The following is a 17,266-nucleotide window of genomic DNA, read 5'->3' as shown; positions in this document are numbered from 1 at the left end:
GGTCCCCGAGCCAGGACACGCCCGCATCGAGAGGCGCCGAAGTGACGAGCCGGTTCGGTCCGCTACTGCGTCAGCTGCGACGTCAGGCGGGGATGACGCAGGAGCAGCTGGCGGAGCGATCCGGAGTCGGCGTGCGCACCATCCGCCGGCTGGAGAACAGCGCGCCCACCGATCCGCGGATCGGGACCGTGAAGCTGTTGGCGGATGCCCTGGATCTCTCGCCGGACAAGCGCCGGGAACTGCTGGCCGAAGTCGGCAGCGCGCCGGTCGAGGATGCCGCCGTCGAGATTCCCGAGGCGCCGCCGCGGGATGCGCTGACCGAGGCCGGCGAGCAACTCGCGCAGGTGGTCGGCGCCCGCTGGCAGCGCGAGGAGGAGCAGCGCCGGATCCACGACCCGTTCCCGCTGCCCGTGCGATGGCAGCCGGTGTCCGCGGACCTGACCGACCACTCGGACAACATCCACCGCGTTCCGCCCGGAACGACGGCGAATCCGCTGGACCTGACCGGCGATCTCACCGAGATCGCGGACATCTACCGGCGCATCCCGTCCGGCCGGCTGGTGGTGCTGGGGCGAGCCGGATCCGGGAAGACGATCCTGACGCTGCGGTTCACCCTGGACTACCTGCGGACGCGCGCCTGCACCGACCCGGTGCCGGTGATCTTCAGCGTCGGATCGTGGGATCCGACGGTCACCGCGCTGCGGGACTGGCTGATCGAACAGCTCCTCCGCGACTACCCGGGCCTGGTCGCGAGCGCCCCCGGCGGGTCGACGCTGGCCGCCGCGCTGGTCGAAACCGGCCGCGTGCTGCCGGTTCTCGACGGGTTCGACGAGATCGCCCACGGCCTGCACCGAAGCGCGGTGGAAGCGCTCAACGCCACGTCGCTGCCGCTGCTGCTGACCAGTCGTCCCGGCGAGTACGCCGCGGCTGTCGAGGCGACCGCCCTGGCCGGCGCCGCCGGCGTCGAGCTGCTCGAACTCGGCCGCACCGACCTGATCAACTACCTGCCCCGCACCACCCGCCGGGGAACCGCCTGGGATTCCGTTCTGGACGAGCTGCGCGAGCGCCCGGACAGCGAGGTGAGCGCCAACCTCGCCGCGGTGCTGAGCACGCCGCTGATGGTCGGCCTCGCCCGAACCGTCTACGGCGAAACCGGCGCGGACCCGTCCGTCCTGCTGGACACCAGCCGCTTCCCGACGCCGGAAGCCCTCGAAGACCACCTGCTGAGCAGCTTCGTGCCCGCCGTCTACCGGCCCCCGTCTGCCGGGCGCCGGAACTGGGATCCGGACCGGGTCCGGCACTGGCTGGGTTACCTCGCCAACAACCTGGACCGGCTCGACACCGGCGATCTCAAGTGGTGGCTGGTGGGCGGCTCGCTGCGCCGCTCGTCGCGCATCCTCGCCGTCGTGCTGGCGTCCGCGCTCGTCACCGCCGTTGTCGACGCGCTCTTCTTCCTGCCCTTCTACGTGATTCAGCACGGGCTCGGGTTCGGCACCGGGTTGGCCCTGCTGGACGGCCTGATGACCGGAACCGAGCTCGGACTGGCCTTCGGGCTGCTGTACGGGCTTCTGGTCGTGTACGGCGGTGTCGGATTCGAGCCGTCCCGCATGCAGGTGCGGTTGCTGGGCCGGAGCAGGAGAACCGGCCGGCGCGCCCGCACCGCCGCCACCAGGTTCTGCGCCGGGCTGCTGGGCGGGTTCGTGGTGGCGCTCGGGTACGCGCCCGTGAGCACGTTCATGCGCACCGTGCTCAACGAGTCCCCGTTCCCGGACGACGTGGCGATCAAGCTGACGCTCGTCAACTTCCTCGTGTTCGGGCTCATCTTCGGCTTGGCGCTCGGGACGGGGTTCGCGCTCGTGTCCGTGCTGGAAACGCCTCTCGACATCAACTCCGCCGCCACCCCGATCGCCATGCTGGCCGCGAACCGTTCGACGGTGGTGCGCCAAACCGTGATGCTCGCGCCCCTGGCCATGCTCCTGATCGCCGTCGGCGGCCGGCTCGTGGTCGACGCCCTCCAGGAACCGCTGGGCCCGCTCAACTGGCCGCTGTTCGACGGGCTCATCATCGGCGCCGTAGGCGGAACCAGCGGCACGATCGCCTACACCGCGGCGTTCACCGCCTGGGGGCAGTGGGTTCTCCTGGCACGCGTCTGGCTGCCGCTGACCGGCCGGCTTCCCTGGCCGATGATCGCCTTCCTGGAAGACGCGTACCAGCGCGGAGTGCTGCGCCAGGCGGGCGCCGTCTACCAGTTCCGGCACGCCCGGCTCCAAGCCCACCTCGGCCGCGCCTACCGAGCCCAGCACACCACTCCGGCCCGGATCGGCGCCGGCCACTACTCCCGAGGATCATTCGTCGGGGCGGAGCAGTAGGACGGTGCCGGTGCGTTTGACGGTGCGCATGACCGGCGCTGTTTCGAGGGTGTGCACGGCCTCGAGGGAGCCGACTCGTTCCGTCAGGTACCGGTACAGATCGCGCGTGTTTCGGCAGGTCACGGCTGCCATCAGGTTGGTCGGGCCGGTGGTGGCCGCCGCGAAGTTGACCTCCGGATGCGAGCTGAGCTCGTTCGCCACCGGGACCAAGGCGCTCGGTCGCACCGAAATCCACAACCTCGCTTCGGCGTGGAAACCAAGCGCCCCGGGGGAGATTTCCACCTGGTAGCGGAGGACGCCGGCGCGGCGGAGGTGGTCGATGCGCCGCCGCACAGTCGATTCCGACCAGCCGGTGTCGGCGGCCAGCTCGCCGTAGCCCATCCGCCCGTCCCGGGCCAGACCGCGCAGCAGTGCTTCGTCCCCGGCGTCGAGGACGACCGGACCGTCGTCCGGTGGCGGAAGTTCGGGGCGGAGGCGTTCGACCTGCTGCGTCGTCAGACGAGCCAGACCGGGCCAGCCCGACGGTGTGGTGAATCCTTGCAACATCGAATGCGCCGCAATGCCCAGGACTCGACTGGTGCGCGGCAGCTTCTCCAACAGCAGCGCGTCGCTCTCATCGTCGGTGCGCGCCTGCGTGAAGCAGGAGATCTCGGTGCCGCCGGAAAGGATGTGCACCCAGAAGGTGTCCGGACGTCGGGACAGCGCCGCGGCGATGGGATTCGCGGCGTCGGGTGTGCAGCGCAGGCGGATCGTCCACGAGACGTACCCGAGCCGACTCCCGTCGACCCCGCCCACCACCCGGAGCACACCCGCTGTGCGAAGTCGCCGATAGCGCCGCGCCGCGGTTTGTTCGGAGACGTCGAGCACCTCGGCGATCCTGCTGAACGGTGCCCGCCCGTCGATCTGGAGCGCGTGGACCAGACGACGATCGACCTCGTCGAGATCGGCGGATTTCATCGCACAACGATATTGGATGGAGGAAATCGGCACGATTGAGCGCGTGGCTGGTGCTCTCTGGCATCTGACCGGACATTGGTGGTGCTCAAGAGGAAGGGACTCACCGATGGCCAAGGTTCTGGTGACCGGCGCGACCGGCAATGTGGGACGCCAGGTCGTGCACCAACTGCTGCGGTCGACCGGCGCCGCTGTTCGCGCCGTGGCTCGCAACGTGACGGGACTTTCCGCCGATGTCGAGCCGGTGTCCGCGGATCTCGCCGATCCGGGCGCCTTCGCCGCGGCGCTCGGCGGGATCGACGCCGTGTTCCTGATCTGGCCGCTGCATACCGCGGAGGCACTGCCGGCCGTGCTGGATGCGGTGGGCGACCGGCGTCTGGTGTTCCTCGGAACCGGTGGTGTTCGCGACCTGGACATGGTGCGGCAGCAGCAGATGCTCGGCGCGAACTCGGTCTTCATCCGGCCCAGCACCTTCGCGGCCAACGCGCTGTGGTGGGCGCCCCAGATCCGGGCAGGTGACGTCGTTCGCGGTGCCTTCGGCGAGCTCGCCGTGTCGATGCTGCACGAGCGGGACATCGCAGCGGTGGCGGTCCGCGCGCTGCTCGACGACAGCCCGGACGCGGCCTACGCGCTGACCGGTCCGGAAGTGCTGAGCCAGGCCGAGCAAGTGCGGATCATCGGTGCTGCGCTGGGCCGCCCGATCCGCTGGCAGGAGGTCTCCCGAACCGAGGCCAGGCAGCAGATGCTCGCCGACGGGTTCCCGCGCTCGTTCGTCGACGTCCTCCTCGCCACCTACGCCGCCATGCTGACCCAACCGCCACCGCTGGTCACCGGCACCGTCGAAGCGGCCACCGGCGTCCCGGCGCGCACCTTCCGCCAGTGGGCCGACGACCACGCCGACGACTTCCGGTGACTACGTGGGCCGCTCGAACCAGCTGCGGTGCTGTGCCTCGGAAATCCCCTGCCCGTCTCCGCCGGAGAACTGCGTCGACCCCGTTCGCGGGCCGCGCTGGGAGTCTCCCGATTCTGCCTAAAATCGGGAACTTCCGGCGTCGGTCAGCTGCGGCGGGGGAGAGCGGCGATGAGGATCGAGCCCAGGAGCAGCAGCGCCGTGCCGGTCCAGAACAGCGGGATCACGTAGTACGAGCTGCTGGTCAGGGCGAGGGGCGGAACGTCCGTGAGGTGGGCCGACGGGCCGGTCGCCGCCGGAGGAGCCGCGACCGCCGCCGAGCCGTCGCAGTCCACGCCGCCCGCTGGAGCGCCGGCGCGGGCGATCTGCTCGCCGAACGTGATCTGCACCAGCGAAGTCGGGAGCCCCACCGGGTGGCCGCGGAGCAGCTGCAGGTCGAAAAGCTTCGCCACCGCCCGAACCTCGGTTCCGACGACGTCGTGCCGAAGTTCTCCGACGCTCATCCGCAGCACGCCGGCGTCCACGATCCGCCGGTCCAGCCCGGGCAGCGGCACGTCCAGGTCCGGATGCGCGGCATCGAGCACGCCGAGTTCCTTGCCGCCCTGGCTGACCCGCAGCACCGGCGTTTTGTAGTCCACAGTGGACGTCGAAGGATCTCCGGTGGCCGTGGCGACCAGCCGGGGTTCGCCGACCACGTCGACGCGGATCTCCTGGGAGGTCCCGGAGAACAGCCGGACGCTCGCAACCTGCAGCGTCGAGGTCGACTGCACGGCCTTGCCGGCCTGCCCGGCGACGGAAACCAGCTGCACGTTGGAGTGCGCGTCGATGGCATCCGGCACGTGCAACAAGGAGCCGGTGCCCTCCGCGGTGGGTGCGCCGCCGCCCAGGAGCCCGTCCAGCGACAATCCGCCGGGCAGCGCGTTGACGGCCGAAGCGCTGCCCAGCGACATCCGGGCATCGGCGATCGGCGACACGCACGGCCCGACCTGCTCGTCCCAGCGCGCGTGCACGCTGCCGTCCAAGCCGCTGAGCTTGACCAGCTGATCCGTCGGGGACGCCGGCGTGGGCAAGCTTCCGCTGATCGCCGCGGCGTGATCCGGCAGCGCGGTCTGCGCCAGCCCCGTCGGCATCTGCGGCGTCTTGCCGAGCAGCGCCACGCCGAACGGCGAGGCTTCCGCGATGGCCCGCTCGTGCGCGAAGAAGGCCGTGGAGTTCGCCTGCGCGACAGCCCGGCCCATCCCGGCCTCGGCCACCGACTGCTTCGGCAACTGCTCCTCGAACTCGGGATCGTCGATGACGGAGTCGGTCGGCACGGTGTCCGGCAGGATGCGAACGATCCCGACCATGGTGCCCGCATCGGCGACGACCGGGCCGGGAGCCGAGGTCGGCTCGGAGGCCGGCGGCTGCCCGGGGTTCTCGGGCGCCGGAATCGGCGTCGTCGGCGGCGTGCTCTGCGCGAAGGCGGCAGGCAACGACAACCCGGCTAGAGCCAACCCCACGGCGGAACACGTGCTGAAGCGGCGAACGGCCCGCATCCGGCGACCTCCCGATCGCGTGACAGGAATCACTGCCGATCCAACGAGTCGAAGGTGAGGAGGTGACGGAAGAAGTTGACGCACTCGTCCGGCAGCAGGTGGGATCTCGCCGAAGGAGGCGCGCCGGTGCTCTCCGGATGCGCCGCTGACCAGCGTCGATCCGGGGAGCGTCGAGCGGCGGGGGCCGCGAACAACGCCCGGCCCGGGCCCGCTACACTTGACCACGCAATGCCGCCTTAGCTCAGTCGGCTAGAGCGACGCACTCGTAATGCGTAGGTCAAGGGTTCGATTCCCTTAGGCGGCTCCGCAGCGGTCAACCCGCTGACCTGCGGCGGGAGAAGAGATCGATGATCTCGGCTCCCGCCGCAGTGTCGTTTTCGTGGGGCAGATATGGGGCAGACTCCGGCTCCGCGTGCTCCGCCGCAGGCCGCTCGGCCGGTGCTGGCACCGGGTTCAGCACGTCGCCGTCGGCGGCGCGGACGGCGTCCCACTGGCTGTCGGCCAGGTGTGCGTATCGCTCCGTGGTGGCAACAGACGCGTGCCCCAGCAGCTTCGACACCACCTCGATCGGCACGCCGGCTTGGATCAGCCACGATGCGTAGGTGTGCCGGAGGCCGTGCGGAGTGACGTCGGTCAGCTCGGCCCCGGTGGTGGCCGGCGTCCAGACGTCCCGCTTGAAGTTGCTGTTGCTGTAGTTGAGCACCCCGCCCTTGCTGTTGGGCACCACGAGCCCGGACTTGCACCGGTGCTGGCGGCCGCCGACCTTGCGGTGCGGCGTCGTGCACGGCACCAACGGGGTGCTCTCGAACCACTCGTCGAGGTCGTCGGCAAGCTCGCTGACGATCGGGACGCTCCGCTTTCGGCGGCTCTTCGGGTACGGCTTGATCTCGCGAGCTTCGTTGTCGAAGGCCTCGAAGACCTCGATGCGCTTCTGCTTGGGAAAGACCCGGTGGCGATGCAGCGCGATGATCTCGCCCCACCGCATGCCCGTGCGCACCTTGATCTTGAGGAACAGCTGGTTCTTCCGGCCCGGCGTGCACGCCACCAGGTCCTCGAACTCGGCTTCTTCCAGGTAGTACTCGTCCGCCAGGGGGATCACCGGAAGCTCGATGGACTGGCACGGCGATACGCCGATCTTCTTGCCGAGCGTCTTGGTCGAGCAGGTACAGCGGGAGCCCCGCGCCCCGGTCGACGGACAGGACGGCACCGACGGCCGCGGCATCACGTCCACCTCGATCCGCGCCGGGCGGCTGGTCGTGCCCTACTCCGACGGAACCCCCGCCGACGCCAGCCCCACGCCGCCGAGCGAATCCACCGATACCCCAGGGACTTCCGAGAAACCGAGGTGATCCGAAATGGCCCAGCCGCTCGTGTGGCTCGCCGACGTCCTACGGGGCGCCGGGCTGCGCGTGGTGGAGACCGACGGCTGGCGCGACCGCGCCGCACGCGGAGCCCGCCCCAACCGTCCGGTCGGGGTGCTCAACCACCACACCGCCACCCCGGCCTCGCTCGCGCGGCCCGCGCCGACGGTGCGGATGTGCATCACCGGCCGCCCCGACCTCGATGGGCCGCTGTGCCACGCCGTGATCGCGTTCGACGGCACCGTGCGCATGGTCGCCGCCGGACGCGCCAACCATGCAGGCAAGGCCAAGGCCAGCGGCCCGAATCCGGGCGGCGACGGCAATGCCCTCTACGTGGCGACGTAGCTGGTTGGGCTCAGGGAGAGGGGGTGGGCGCGGCCTGTCCTCGTCCGCTCGTGCGTCGGCGGTAGTAGGCGTGCGTAACCGATCCCAGAAGCGGCCCCCAGGCCAGCAGTGGCAGGTAACAGACCGTCAAGATGACCTCTTCAGCGGTCGTGTGTCCGGGGGGAAATCCTGCGAACAGGATGGAGAGGAAGAAGTAGTACACGACCCCCGTGCAGGCGAGCGCGCCCAGTGCGGCCGGTACCACCGCAGCGAGCGGCGGGATGCGGCGTCCGCCCAGCAGCGGTATCCAGCGCGGCACCGACTCGCCCCATGACTGGACCAATCCCAGGGTGAGCAGCCCGAGCGCCTCGGAGACCGCGAAGAGCAGGATCAGATACAGATCGAGCCCGACGCCGTGGTCGCGGGCCTCGGCTGTGCCGAAGCCGGGGATGGCCAGCATCACTCCCATGCGCCACAGTCCCGAGGGCAGGATCACGAAGGGCACTGCGTGCGCGGCAATCCGCGCCCAGCGGGGCACTGGGGAAACGGGGACAGGGCCGGTGCCCCGAGTGGTGCGCAGGTACCCGTTCGCCGGGGGAGTTTCGGGGCGGAGGTTGGACATCGCTGCTCCTTCGATTCGTCAGGCATCGTTCGCGTGACGCATTTCGAAGATCGCAGCCCGTCCCGCCCTCTGGCCTCCTCCGCCCGGTGCGGGATGGTCCTCCCCACGGAGGAGGCCTTCGTCCAACTCGAGGATGACCGCGGGCAGCGCTCTCTGGGGCGGGTGCGGGGTACGCGTGGGCCACCTTCCACACGTCGCGGAAGACCACACCACCACCCAGGTGCCGGAAGCTCGCGCCCATCATGGGCAAGCAGGTCAAGAGGTTCTACGTCGTACGGGGCCCGGGGGGACGGCGAGACGCCCGGCGACTGCCCGTCCGATACGTTCGCTCCATGGGACTCGTATCGTTCGCCTCGTTGCTCGGCGTCGTGGTCGTGGAGTTGGGCATGGCACTAAGCCCCGGGCCCAACATGGTCTACCTGGCATCGCGAGCTATCTCGCAGGGGCGGCGTGCCGGGCTCATGTCGCTCGCCGGGGTTGCCCTCGGATTCGTCGTCTACCTCGTCGCAGCAGCCGCCGGTCTATCCGCCCTCTTCGTGGCCGTACCTGAGGCCTACCACGTGGTGAAACTCCTGGGCGCCGCGTACCTCGCGTGGATGGCTTGGCAGATCCTGCGCCCCGGTGGCGGGTCGCCGTTCGAACCGCGCGAACTGGCCCCGCACTCGGCGGCCCACCTGTTCGGCATGGGGCTGCTGACGAACCTCTTGAATCCCAAGATCGCGCTCCTGTATGCCGCGCTGATCCCTCAGTTCGTCGATCCCGCGCTGGGTGCGACGTGGTGGCAGTTCCTCCAACTCGGAACCGCACAGATCGTGGTTGGTGTGACCATTAATGGCCTCATTGTTCTCACCGCCGCTGCGCTCGCCGGGTATCTAGCCCGCCACCCCCGCGTGCTCCAGGCGCAGCGTTTCGCATCCGGCACCCTGCTGGGCTTCTTCGCCGTGAAGATGGCCACCAGCCGGCCCAACTGAACCGCCCTGTCATGTCAGCAGGTCGGGATCTGTGCCAGGCCACAGCTCGTCGCCGGCATCAGGGGTTTCGAGCGGATCCAGGCGCCTGCCGGGTACGTCGAATCCGAGGTCGGCGTCACCAAGGCGCAGCACGATGACCGGCTCGTGCCACTGGTCCCGCATCAGCTCCTCGACTCGTTCCCGGAACCCGGGACGAACCAGCGTCTTCTCGCGTTTGGCCTGCAAGCGCTCTTCATGGGCGAAGATCTTCTGCGCGGCTTGCCGCCGAGCCTCGGTCGGCGCCATCTCGGCGGCTGGATATCGAGGTTGCCGCTGGTCTCCTCCGGGCTCTGATTCCCGCCGATTTCGTTCTTGTTGAACCACGGCTCGTTTCCTTCCGGGGTGACGGCATCGCCTTCGCGGGATGCGGCTTTCCCAGCGGGCAGACCGGAAAGTAGAGGATAAGCCGGTGACCTCCTCGGCCCACCGGTGAGCGGCCCGCCCGGGAACCTGGTTCAGGTAGTCGGGGCGGATGGTGTGTCGGGTTGCCAGATTGTGCTGTGCAGGTCGGATCCCCGGACGAGTTGGATTCGCCACGGGACGATGCGGATCACTGCGTACTCGGGATCTTCGGGGCCGCCGCGCCAGTAGTGGATCGGGTCGTAACCCACGCCCGGCGGGCCGCCTTTGACGTACACGTCCCAGGCGTGGCGCTTGGACTCCTCGTCATCGGCCACCGGCGGCGACGTCTTCGCCGAGTGCGCGATCGGCAACTTCGACAACATCCGCTTCGACGACGACGGCCGGCTCTGGGCCGCCGCCATGGACGGCGGCGTGCACTGCTACGACCCGGACGGCACGCTCCTCGGCCGCCTCCTGGTCCCCGACGTCGTCGCCAACATCCGCTTCGGCGGCGCCAAGCGCAACCGCATGTTCATCGCCGCTGACACCGTGCTCTACTCCGTCGTCATGTCTGTCACCGGCACCCCACCGCTGCCGACGGCACGCCAGAACCACGCCTGCCCGTAACGCGAGAGCAAGACGCCGGAAGCCGCGGGCTGCGCGTGGCCCGCGGCTTCCGGCGTTACCGGCCGTGGGAACACGGCCGGTCGAACTCGGCGCTCAGCCGTCGGTGACGGCCTTCACCGGGCCGGTGATGAACACCGGGCTCTGGGTCAGCGGGAGCGTCACGCGGCCGTTCGTCGGGTTCAGCGTGCTGGCGCGGCCGAACTGGTCCGTCAGCTTCACCGGGCCGGACGCCGCGACGTTGACGCGGCCGGTGCCGGTGGACCAGAGCACGCGGGTCGTGTCGTTGCCGGTGCCGAACCGGTAGGAGTAGGACGGTTGCGCCACCGCGTCCCGCCCGCTCGGCTTCAGGCCGGTGAGCATCCTGATCAGCACCGCCTGGGAGACCAGTCCCGGCTTGGGCGCCAGCGCGGTCACCCCGTTGCGGGCCTTGCGCAGCAGCCCGAAGTTCTGCTCCTTGTCGTTGGGGTTGGTGCCGTCGTTGAGCATGTCGTAGAGGTAGACCTGCTCGACGCCGCTGGCCAGCGCGAGAGTTTCGGCCCGGATCACGTAGTCGGCCTGCTTGGCGTCGTTGCCGCCGGTGCCGGCCGCCGTCGTGCAGCCGGTCTCGGTGATCCAGATCGGCTTGTCCTCGCCGTGGTTGTACTTCCTGATGTTCTGCCGCAGGGTGTCGATCTTTCCGTCGATCACGCCTTCGGGGCCGTCCTTGCACGCGTAGATGTGCACGTTCACGGTGTCCATTGCGGACAGTCCGCCGCTCTTGAACAGCTCGGTGTGCCATTCCGGCTTGCTGCTGACGTCGACGACGACGTTGGAGTTCGGGTTGTCCTTCTTGGTCTGCTCGTAAGCCGGCTTGATCAGCCGGTACTGGCAGACCGGGCCTTTGCAGGGGCTGGTGTTGAACCCGCCGTAGTACTCGTTGTAGGTCTCGATGTCCCTGGTCACCCCGAGGCGCCGGAAGTGCGACAGCCACCAGCCCTGGAACTTGGCGAACGCGCGCAGCCCGGTCGTGCTGCTGGGCGTCACGTTGTGGTCGTAGAGCGGATTGTGGAACGCGGCGATCAGCAGCGGGGTGATGCCCTTGCGCTTCGCCGTGACCACGATGTCTTCGTACTCGGCGGGAACGCTGTAGACGCCCTTGGCCTTCTCGAGGGAGTCCCACTCCATGCTTTCCCGCATGTGGCCGAAGCCGACCTGGGCGATCGTGTCCAGCAGCGGCTTCTCGTAGCCGATGTCCCAGCTGCGGAAGGCGAAGTGCGTGTTGACGCCGAACGGCGAGGACGGCCGCAGCGCGTCGCGCGGCGTCGGGGTCAGCACGGCGAAGTTGGTGTCCCGCTTCGTGGTTGCGCCGTTGGCCGTCGCGGTCGCCTGGAGGCGGTAGTAGCCGGGGCCGAGCCCGCTCACATCGATGCTGCCCCGGTGCTGGTCGATCACCGCGGTGCCGGATGCGGCCGGGCGGCCGTCCGCGTCGGAGATCTTCCAGCTCACCCGGGGCTCCGTGGAGTTGAGCGAGATGTTGTTCCGGCCCTGGATGAAGACCAGGGTCGGCGAGTCGATGGTCAGCGCCGGCGGGGCGGCGGGCGATGGGCCGGTGGCCGACGCCGGCGGTGCCGCGAACATCGCGCCGACGCTCAGCGTGGCGGCCAGCGCGTACGCCTTGACCGTCCGCTTTCGGTTGCGGCGCCAGGGTTTCTTCCGCGCGCCGTGCTCCGTGCTGGACATGGCAACAAGATCCTTCCCGGTGCGGGGGTTACCCGACGGGAAGAATGCTGGCAGGCGGACCGGCGCGGCACGTCGGCACAAATGCCGGTTCAGCCGCCGCGTTCGGTGCTGCTGCGTTCCACGCAGAACTCGTTGGATATCGGGTCCAGCAGGGTGACCCAGCCGAGGCCGTCGGCGGTTCGGTGGTCTTCGTGGAGCGTTGCGCCGAGGCCGAGGATGCGCTCCACCTCCTCATCGCGGAGTCGCTCGGTGGGCATCCAGTCGAAGTGGATCCGGTTCTTGACCCCTTTTCCTTCGGGGACGCGGAGGAAAAGCAGTCCTGGCACGGGAGATGGTGCCTCCAGCAGCACCTCGGGGTCGCCGGGCCGGTCTTCGCCGGAGATCGGCCAGCCGGTCACCTTGCTCCAGAACGTCGCCAGCCCGTAGGGATCGGCGCAATCGATGGAAACATGGCGAAGAATCATGGCGCCCACCGTAGTCGGCCGATCACGGTATTTGTCCAGAACTCGACCGGTTAATGGTTCGACCCGGCCTTGCCGGGGCGGGAAGACTGTGGGCGTTCGTCGAGCGAAGGGGATTGCTGTGGTTGAGCGGATCGATCCGCCCGTGGTCGGGGGCGAGCGGGAGATGTTGCGGGCCTACCTCGACTTCCACCGGTCCACTCTGGCCATGAAGTGCGAGGGGCTTTCCGATGCAGAGTTGCGGCGGCAGTCGATGCCGCCTTCGACGCTCTCGCTGCTCGGCCTGGTGCGGCACATGGCCGAGGTGGAGCGCACCTGGTTCCGGCGGGTGATCAACCGGGAGGACATTCCGCTGGTGTGGTCGGACGACGGTGACTTCCAGGTCTCCTACGACGCGGGAGCGTCCACGCGCGCCGAGGCGTTCGGTGCCTGGCAGGCGGAGGTCGAGCACTCGCGCCGGATCGAAGCCGCCGCCGAGTCGCTCGACGTGACCGGACCGCAGCCCAGGTGGGGCAAGGACGTGTCGCTGCGGCTGGTGATGCTGCACCTCATCCACGAGTACGCCCGGCACAACGGCCACGCCGACTTCCTCCGCGAAGGCATCGACGGCATGGTCGGGGCCTGAGCACGCGCGTCACGGTCCCGTGCGGTCGGCCCGGGTCAGGACGGCCCGTGCCGCCTTCCGCAGGGCGGCGACGAACGGCTTGTCGTGGTTGGCCGGCAGCCAGACCAGCGCGGACGTCCACGGCTCCAGGTCGGAAACCTCCACATAGGACACTCCTGGTCGCGGGTAGAGCTCCCGGCCCGCTGCCGGCGGGAAGAGCAGCCCGCCGCCCATGGCGATCACCTGCAGGCCGCTCTCGAAGTCGCCCATCGCGTGCGGGCTGTACCGGGCGGCGGCGCCGCCCGGGCGCGGGTCGACGGCCCAGAAGTCCTGGTAGACCTTCGGAACCCGCTCCGACCAGCCGATGTGTGCGCGGTCGGCGAGGTCGGCCAGCGTCAGCGGGCCCTTGGCGGCCAGCGGGTCGTCGGCGGGCATCGCCGCGCACCGCGGGCCGCGGTCCAACGGCAGCGCCCGGATGCCGTTCGGGACCGGCAGGAACACGAACGCCGCGTCCACGTCGCCGCGCGAGACGGCTTCGGTGGCATCGAATCCCGTGCGCAACACCTGGACGTCCAACCGCGGCAGGCGGCGCCGCAGTTCGTCCAGGATCACCGGGATCGGATGCATCGAGATGATCGCCTCGAACGAGCCGATCACGATCCGCCCGGCGGCGGCCTCCGCGTCGGCCTGGCGGCGCAGCTCCTGCACCGCGTCGACCACCGCCCGCATCCGCTCCAGCAGCGCCTCCCCGGCGGCGCTCAACACCACCTGGCGAGAGGTCCGGTCGACCAGTTCCACCCCGAGGTCGCGCTCCAGCGACTTTATGTGGCGGGAGAACGTGGGCTGGGCCATGAACGCGCGGGCCGCGGCGCGGCCGAAGTGCAGTTCTTCCGCCAAGAGCAGGAACAGCCGAATCTGCCGGATGCTCGGGTCCCCCGAGCCGCCGAGCTTCGCCATAGCCGCCAGGCTATCAATCCGCCACGAAGCCGCATCGGAGATCACTTCCGCGAACGGCCTCGCGCGCGAAAGACTTCGCGTGCCGTGAGAAGACGACGGCATCTGGGGGAGGGTGCAGGCGCCCTGGTCGGAGACCGATGCTGACCGGGGCGCTGCTGCTCACACCGGGACCGGCTCCCGGCGCTTGCCGGTCCGGAGGCTGAAGGCGCCGATCAGGGTGGCGATCAGGGCCGCGGCGAAGGGGACCGCGAGCGCCGCGCGGTAGCCGTCGAGCGGCGTTCCGGGCACGGCGACGTTGACCGCGGCGGCGCCGGCGAGGCCGAGCGCGGCACCGAACTGGAACGAGGTGTAAAGCAGGCCGCCTGCCAGGCCCTGCTCCGAGTTCTCGACGCCGTCGGTGGCGACGATGGTCAGCGGGCCGTACACGAGCGCCAACCCCACGCCGAGCATGATCAGGCTCGGAGCCATCGCGGCGTACGTCCAGTCCACGCCGAGCGGCAGGAACATCGCGTACCCGAGCGCGGAGAGCAGCATGCCGCCGAAAATCAGCCGGGCGTTGCCGAACCGCCGGACCAGCCAGGGCGTGAGGGTGGGCGCGAGCACCACGTCCAGGCCGAGCGCGATCAGCGCGAAGCTGGTTTGCAGCGTCGACCAGCCGCGCAGCTCCTGCAGGTACAGCACCACCAGGAACTGGAACCCGAAGAATCCGCTGAACAGCAGCAGCCCGATGGCGTTGGTGCGCAGCAGGGAAGCGCTGCGGAAGATGCCCAGCCGCACCAGTGGCGCGGCGGCGCGGCGTTCGATCGCGACGAACGCGGCCAGCAGCGCGCCGCCCGCGGCGAACGTCGTCAGCGTCCAGCCGATGCTGGTGTGCGTGGCGCGCTCGACGCCGAACACGAGCAGCATGATGGCGGCGGTGATGATGACGCCACCGGCCACGTCGACGCGCCCGGCGGGGGGCTCCGGTCGCGGCGGCTCGGGCACCAGGGCGAGCGCGCCGACGAGGATGATGAAGGACAGCGCGACCGGTGCGAAGAACACCCACCGCCAGCCGATGGCGGTGAGCAGGCCGCCGACGACCAGCCCGATCGAGAAGCCGCCCGCCGCCGTGCCGGAGTAGACCAGCAGGGCCCTGTTGCGCTGCGGGCCCTCCTCGAAGCTCGTGGTGATGATGGACAGCCCGGCAGGCGTCATGAAGGCGGCGGCGACGCCGGTGACGAACCGGGCGAGGATCAGCATCCAGCCGTCCGACGCGAGCCCGCCCAGGCCGGAGAAGACCAGGAAGACGGCGAGCCAGCCGACGAACATCCGGCGGCGCCCGAACAGGTCCGCCGCCCGGCCGCCCACCAGCATGAACCCGCCGTAGCCGAGCACGTAGGCGCTCATCACCCACTGCAGCTCGCCGGTGGACATGCCCAGTTCGGCGCGGATGGCGGGCAGCGCGACACCGAGCATCGCGACGTCGATGCCTTCCAGGAAGATCGCTCCGCACAGCACCAGCAGCACGCCCCAATTGCGCGCAGTCATCTGCGATTCCTCATATGTGTAGGGAAATTCGATAACACCAGCCTCGAACCGCGGGCCGCCGGGAACAACGGCGAAGATCGCTACGTTCGTTCAACCGGGCTTACCGATAGGGAGGGGCAGCGGATGGAGCGCGACGAACTGGAGTGCTTCCTGATCCTCGCCGAGGAGTTGCACTTCGGCCGCACCGCCGACCGGATGCGCCTGTCGCGGGCCAGGGTGAGCCAGCTCGTGCAGCGCCTCGAACGCCGCGTCGGCGCGCCGGTGTTCGCCCGCACGAGCCGCCGCGTCGCGCTCACCCCGCTCGGCCGTCAGCTCCGCGACGACCTCGAACCGCACCACCGCGCGATCGACGCGGCCCTGGCGCGGGCCGTGGCGAACGCGCGGAGCGTCAACGGCGTGCTGTACGTCGGCTTCTCCAACCCGCTGGCCGGCGAGATCGTGCTGAAGACGGCGGAGGCGATGCACGCCGAGCACCCGGAGCTGGCCGTGGAGATCTGCGAGGTGCCGATGGCGGACCCGTACGGCCAGCTGCGCAGGGGCGAGTTCGACGTGCAACTGACGGAGTTCCCGGTGCGCGAGGACGATCTGAGCGGGGGCCCGGGCCTGTTCACGGAGCCGCGCACGCTGGCGATCGCGGCCGATCATCCGCTGGCCGAAAAGGACGCCGTGTCGGTCGAAGACCTGGCCGAGGTGCCGCTGCTGGCCATCGAGGGCGAGCTGCCGGACTACCTGCTGGAACACCACGTGCCGACGCACACGCCGAGCGGCCGGCCGATCGGCCGCGGCCCGGCGGTCACCAACATGCAGGAAGCGCTGGTCCTCGTCGCGGCGAGAAGGGGCGCCTTGCTGTGCGCGGCCCACACGGCCACCTACTACGCCAGGCCCGGCATCTCGTACGTGCGGTTCCTGGACGCCGAGCCGGTCGGATACGGCCTGGTCTGGAGGGCGGCGGACAACACCGGCGCGGTGCAGGCATTCGCCCGCACCGCCAACTCGGTGGCGCGAAAGCTACCGGGCCAGTAGTTCAGGTGAGGGCGTCGGCGAACGCCAGGACGCGGGTGGTCGCTGCGGTGCGCGGCCAGACCAGGCCGAGGACTGAGTCCGGCATGCCGGTGACCGGGACGAACGCGATGTCGCGGCGGGTGTGGTACTCGGCGGTGGGACGGCAGAGCAGCATCGCGCCGCGGTTGGCCGCCGCGCGGCTGATGCCTTCCTGCAGGGTGGTGATCGTGCTCGCGCGCGGGATCGGACGGCCGCTCGGCGTGCGCGGCGGCGTTTGGGCGTCGCGCCAGTAGGGCGGGGCCGGTTCGGCGGGCGCGATCAGCTCGAACTCGGCGAGTTCTTCGGCGGAAACCGAATCCCGGTCGGCGACGCGGTGCCGCAGCGAGACCGCGATGTGCTGCTGCTGGCGGGAGAACGTCGGGCCCACCGCCAGATCCGGCTCCTCCACCGGCAGCAGCACGATCGCCGCGTCGACCTCGCCGCGGCGCAGCGCGCCGAACGGATCGCTCAGCGGGAGCTCGGTGATCTCGGTGGCGCAGCCTGGAAATCGCGACTCGAAGGCGTCGATCCGGGCCATCACGCGCTCGGAGACCTGGCCCTGGAAACCGAGGCGCAGCACGCCCTGCACGCCGCGTGCTTCCGCTCGGGTTCGTTCGACGACGCCCCTGAGGCCGTCGTACGCCGGGCGCAGCTCGGCGAGGAAGCGCTCGCCGAGCGCGGTGAGGCGGACCCGGCGGTTGGTGCGGTCGATCAGCCGCGCGCCGAGCCGGCCTTCCAGCGAGCGCAGCAGCTGGCTGACCCGGCTCTGCGACACGTAGAGGCGCTCGCCGGCGCGGCCGAAGTGCAGTTCTTCGGCGAGCACCAGGAAGCACTCCAGCTCTCGCACCTCCAGGCCGCCCATGTCCCTCCTCCGCTCGATGAGTACGGCTAATCCAAGGATGA

General features: G+C 69.9%; 19 protein-coding genes and 1 tRNA gene. 9 read left to right on the top strand and 11 right to left on the bottom strand.

Annotated elements, in window-relative coordinates:
• Positions 1-41: 41 nt before the first annotated feature.
• Complete coding sequence (locus AB0I53_RS06025) at positions 42-2,369, top strand: helix-turn-helix domain-containing protein (protein ID WP_358597186.1); 2,328 nt, start codon at positions 42-44, stop codon at positions 2,367-2,369.
• On the opposite strand, the gene AB0I53_RS06020 is transcribed toward AB0I53_RS06025, so the two are convergent.
• A complete protein-coding gene (locus AB0I53_RS06020) occupies positions 2,346-3,326 on the bottom strand; it encodes an Lrp/AsnC family transcriptional regulator (RefSeq protein ID WP_358597183.1) in 981 nt (326 codons plus the stop codon). The genes AB0I53_RS06025 and AB0I53_RS06020 overlap by 24 nt on opposite strands.
• 106 nt (positions 3,327-3,432) lie before the next feature.
• On the opposite strand from AB0I53_RS06020, the gene AB0I53_RS06015 reads away from it, so the two are divergent.
• On the top strand, positions 3,433-4,236 hold the full coding sequence (locus AB0I53_RS06015) for an NAD(P)H-binding protein (protein ID WP_358597181.1): 804 nt from the start codon (positions 3,433-3,435) through the stop codon (positions 4,234-4,236).
• Positions 4,237-4,379: 143 nt separating this feature from the next.
• On the opposite strand, the gene AB0I53_RS06010 is transcribed toward AB0I53_RS06015, so the two are convergent.
• On the bottom strand, positions 4,380-5,732 hold the full coding sequence (locus AB0I53_RS06010) for a hypothetical protein (RefSeq protein WP_358597178.1): 1,353 nt from the start codon (positions 5,730-5,732) through the stop codon (positions 4,380-4,382).
• 266 nt (positions 5,733-5,998) lie between these two features.
• On the opposite strand from AB0I53_RS06010, the gene AB0I53_RS06005 reads away from it, so the two are divergent.
• Positions 5,999-6,072, top strand: a tRNA-Thr gene (locus AB0I53_RS06005).
• Between the two features lie 9 nt (positions 6,073-6,081).
• Here AB0I53_RS06005 and AB0I53_RS06000 read toward each other — a convergent pair.
• On the bottom strand, positions 6,082-6,867 hold the full coding sequence (locus AB0I53_RS06000) for a tyrosine-type recombinase/integrase (RefSeq protein ID WP_358597175.1): 786 nt from the start codon (positions 6,865-6,867) through the stop codon (positions 6,082-6,084).
• Between the two features lie 40 nt (positions 6,868-6,907).
• On the opposite strand from AB0I53_RS06000, the gene AB0I53_RS05995 reads away from it, so the two are divergent.
• Positions 6,908-7,117 (top strand): hypothetical protein, encoded by a 210-nt coding sequence (locus AB0I53_RS05995; protein ID WP_358597172.1) that lies wholly within the window; start codon positions 6,908-6,910, stop codon positions 7,115-7,117.
• Positions 7,118-7,123: 6 nt separating this feature from the next.
• Positions 7,124-7,474: a hypothetical protein gene (locus AB0I53_RS05990; RefSeq protein ID WP_358597169.1), complete on the top strand. Its 351-nt coding sequence runs from the start codon at positions 7,124-7,126 to the stop codon at positions 7,472-7,474.
• 10 nt (positions 7,475-7,484) lie between these two features.
• Here the strand turns inward: AB0I53_RS05990 and AB0I53_RS05985 are convergent, their stop codons facing one another.
• Positions 7,485-8,075, bottom strand: a complete 591-nt coding sequence (locus AB0I53_RS05985) for a hypothetical protein (protein ID WP_358597166.1) — start codon at positions 8,073-8,075, stop codon at positions 7,485-7,487.
• A gap of 356 nt (positions 8,076-8,431) precedes the next feature.
• On the opposite strand from AB0I53_RS05985, the gene AB0I53_RS05980 reads away from it, so the two are divergent.
• Complete coding sequence (locus AB0I53_RS05980; protein ID WP_358597163.1) at positions 8,432-9,046, top strand: LysE family translocator; 615 nt, start codon at positions 8,432-8,434, stop codon at positions 9,044-9,046.
• A 9-nt stretch (positions 9,047-9,055) separates the two neighbouring features.
• Here AB0I53_RS05980 and AB0I53_RS05975 read toward each other — a convergent pair whose 3' ends face one another.
• Positions 9,056-9,331 (bottom strand): hypothetical protein, encoded by a 276-nt coding sequence (locus AB0I53_RS05975; RefSeq protein WP_358597284.1) that lies wholly within the window; start codon positions 9,329-9,331, stop codon positions 9,056-9,058.
• A 209-nt stretch (positions 9,332-9,540) separates the two neighbouring features.
• The gene (locus tag AB0I53_RS05970) at positions 9,541-9,762 is read right to left on the bottom strand and encodes a hypothetical protein (RefSeq protein WP_358597160.1); all 222 of its coding nucleotides are present in this window, start codon (positions 9,760-9,762) and stop codon (positions 9,541-9,543) included.
• Here AB0I53_RS05970 and AB0I53_RS05965 point away from each other — a divergent pair.
• Positions 9,740-10,054 (top strand): SMP-30/gluconolactonase/LRE family protein, encoded by a 315-nt coding sequence (locus AB0I53_RS05965; protein WP_358597157.1) that lies wholly within the window; start codon positions 9,740-9,742, stop codon positions 10,052-10,054. The genes AB0I53_RS05970 and AB0I53_RS05965 overlap by 23 nt on opposite strands.
• 93 nt (positions 10,055-10,147) lie before the next feature.
• Here AB0I53_RS05965 and AB0I53_RS05960 read toward each other — a convergent pair whose 3' ends face one another.
• Both AB0I53_RS05960 and AB0I53_RS05955 read right to left on the bottom strand, forming a co-directional pair.
• Positions 10,148-11,773: a glycosyl hydrolase gene (locus AB0I53_RS05960; protein ID WP_358597154.1), complete on the bottom strand. Its 1,626-nt coding sequence runs from the start codon at positions 11,771-11,773 to the stop codon at positions 10,148-10,150.
• Between the two features lie 89 nt (positions 11,774-11,862).
• Positions 11,863-12,237: a VOC family protein gene (locus AB0I53_RS05955; RefSeq protein WP_358597151.1), complete on the bottom strand. Its 375-nt coding sequence runs from the start codon at positions 12,235-12,237 to the stop codon at positions 11,863-11,865.
• A gap of 163 nt (positions 12,238-12,400) precedes the next feature.
• Here AB0I53_RS05955 and AB0I53_RS05950 point away from each other — a divergent pair, with 163 nt between their 5' ends.
• Positions 12,401-12,859, top strand: coding sequence for a DinB family protein (locus AB0I53_RS05950; protein ID WP_358597272.1), 459 nt, complete (start codon positions 12,401-12,403; stop codon positions 12,857-12,859).
• A 9-nt stretch (positions 12,860-12,868) separates the two neighbouring features.
• Here AB0I53_RS05950 and AB0I53_RS05945 read toward each other — a convergent pair whose 3' ends face one another.
• Together AB0I53_RS05945 and AB0I53_RS05940 are read right to left on the bottom strand one after the other, a co-directional pair.
• A complete protein-coding gene (locus tag AB0I53_RS05945) occupies positions 12,869-13,795 on the bottom strand; it encodes a LysR family transcriptional regulator (protein ID WP_358597148.1) in 927 nt (308 codons plus the stop codon).
• Between the two features lie 159 nt (positions 13,796-13,954).
• The gene (locus AB0I53_RS05940; RefSeq protein ID WP_358597145.1) at positions 13,955-15,322 is read right to left on the bottom strand and encodes an MFS transporter; all 1,368 of its coding nucleotides are present in this window, start codon (positions 15,320-15,322) and stop codon (positions 13,955-13,957) included.
• 123 nt (positions 15,323-15,445) lie between these two features.
• On the opposite strand from AB0I53_RS05940, the gene AB0I53_RS05935 reads away from it, so the two are divergent.
• A complete protein-coding gene (locus AB0I53_RS05935) occupies positions 15,446-16,345 on the top strand; it encodes a LysR family transcriptional regulator (protein WP_358597142.1) in 900 nt (299 codons plus the stop codon).
• A gap of 1 nt (position 16,346) precedes the next feature.
• Here the strand turns inward: AB0I53_RS05935 and AB0I53_RS05930 are convergent, their stop codons facing one another.
• Positions 16,347-17,225 (bottom strand): LysR family transcriptional regulator, encoded by an 879-nt coding sequence (locus AB0I53_RS05930; RefSeq protein WP_358597139.1) that lies wholly within the window; start codon positions 17,223-17,225, stop codon positions 16,347-16,349.
• Positions 17,226-17,266 lie beyond the last annotated feature (41 nt).

This window comes from Saccharopolyspora sp. NPDC050389 (assembly GCF_040655595.1).
Classification (GTDB): domain Bacteria; phylum Actinomycetota; class Actinomycetes; order Mycobacteriales; family Pseudonocardiaceae; genus Saccharopolyspora.
The sequence above is the reverse complement of the archived record's forward strand: the minus strand, read 5'-3'. Positions and strand labels throughout refer to the sequence as shown.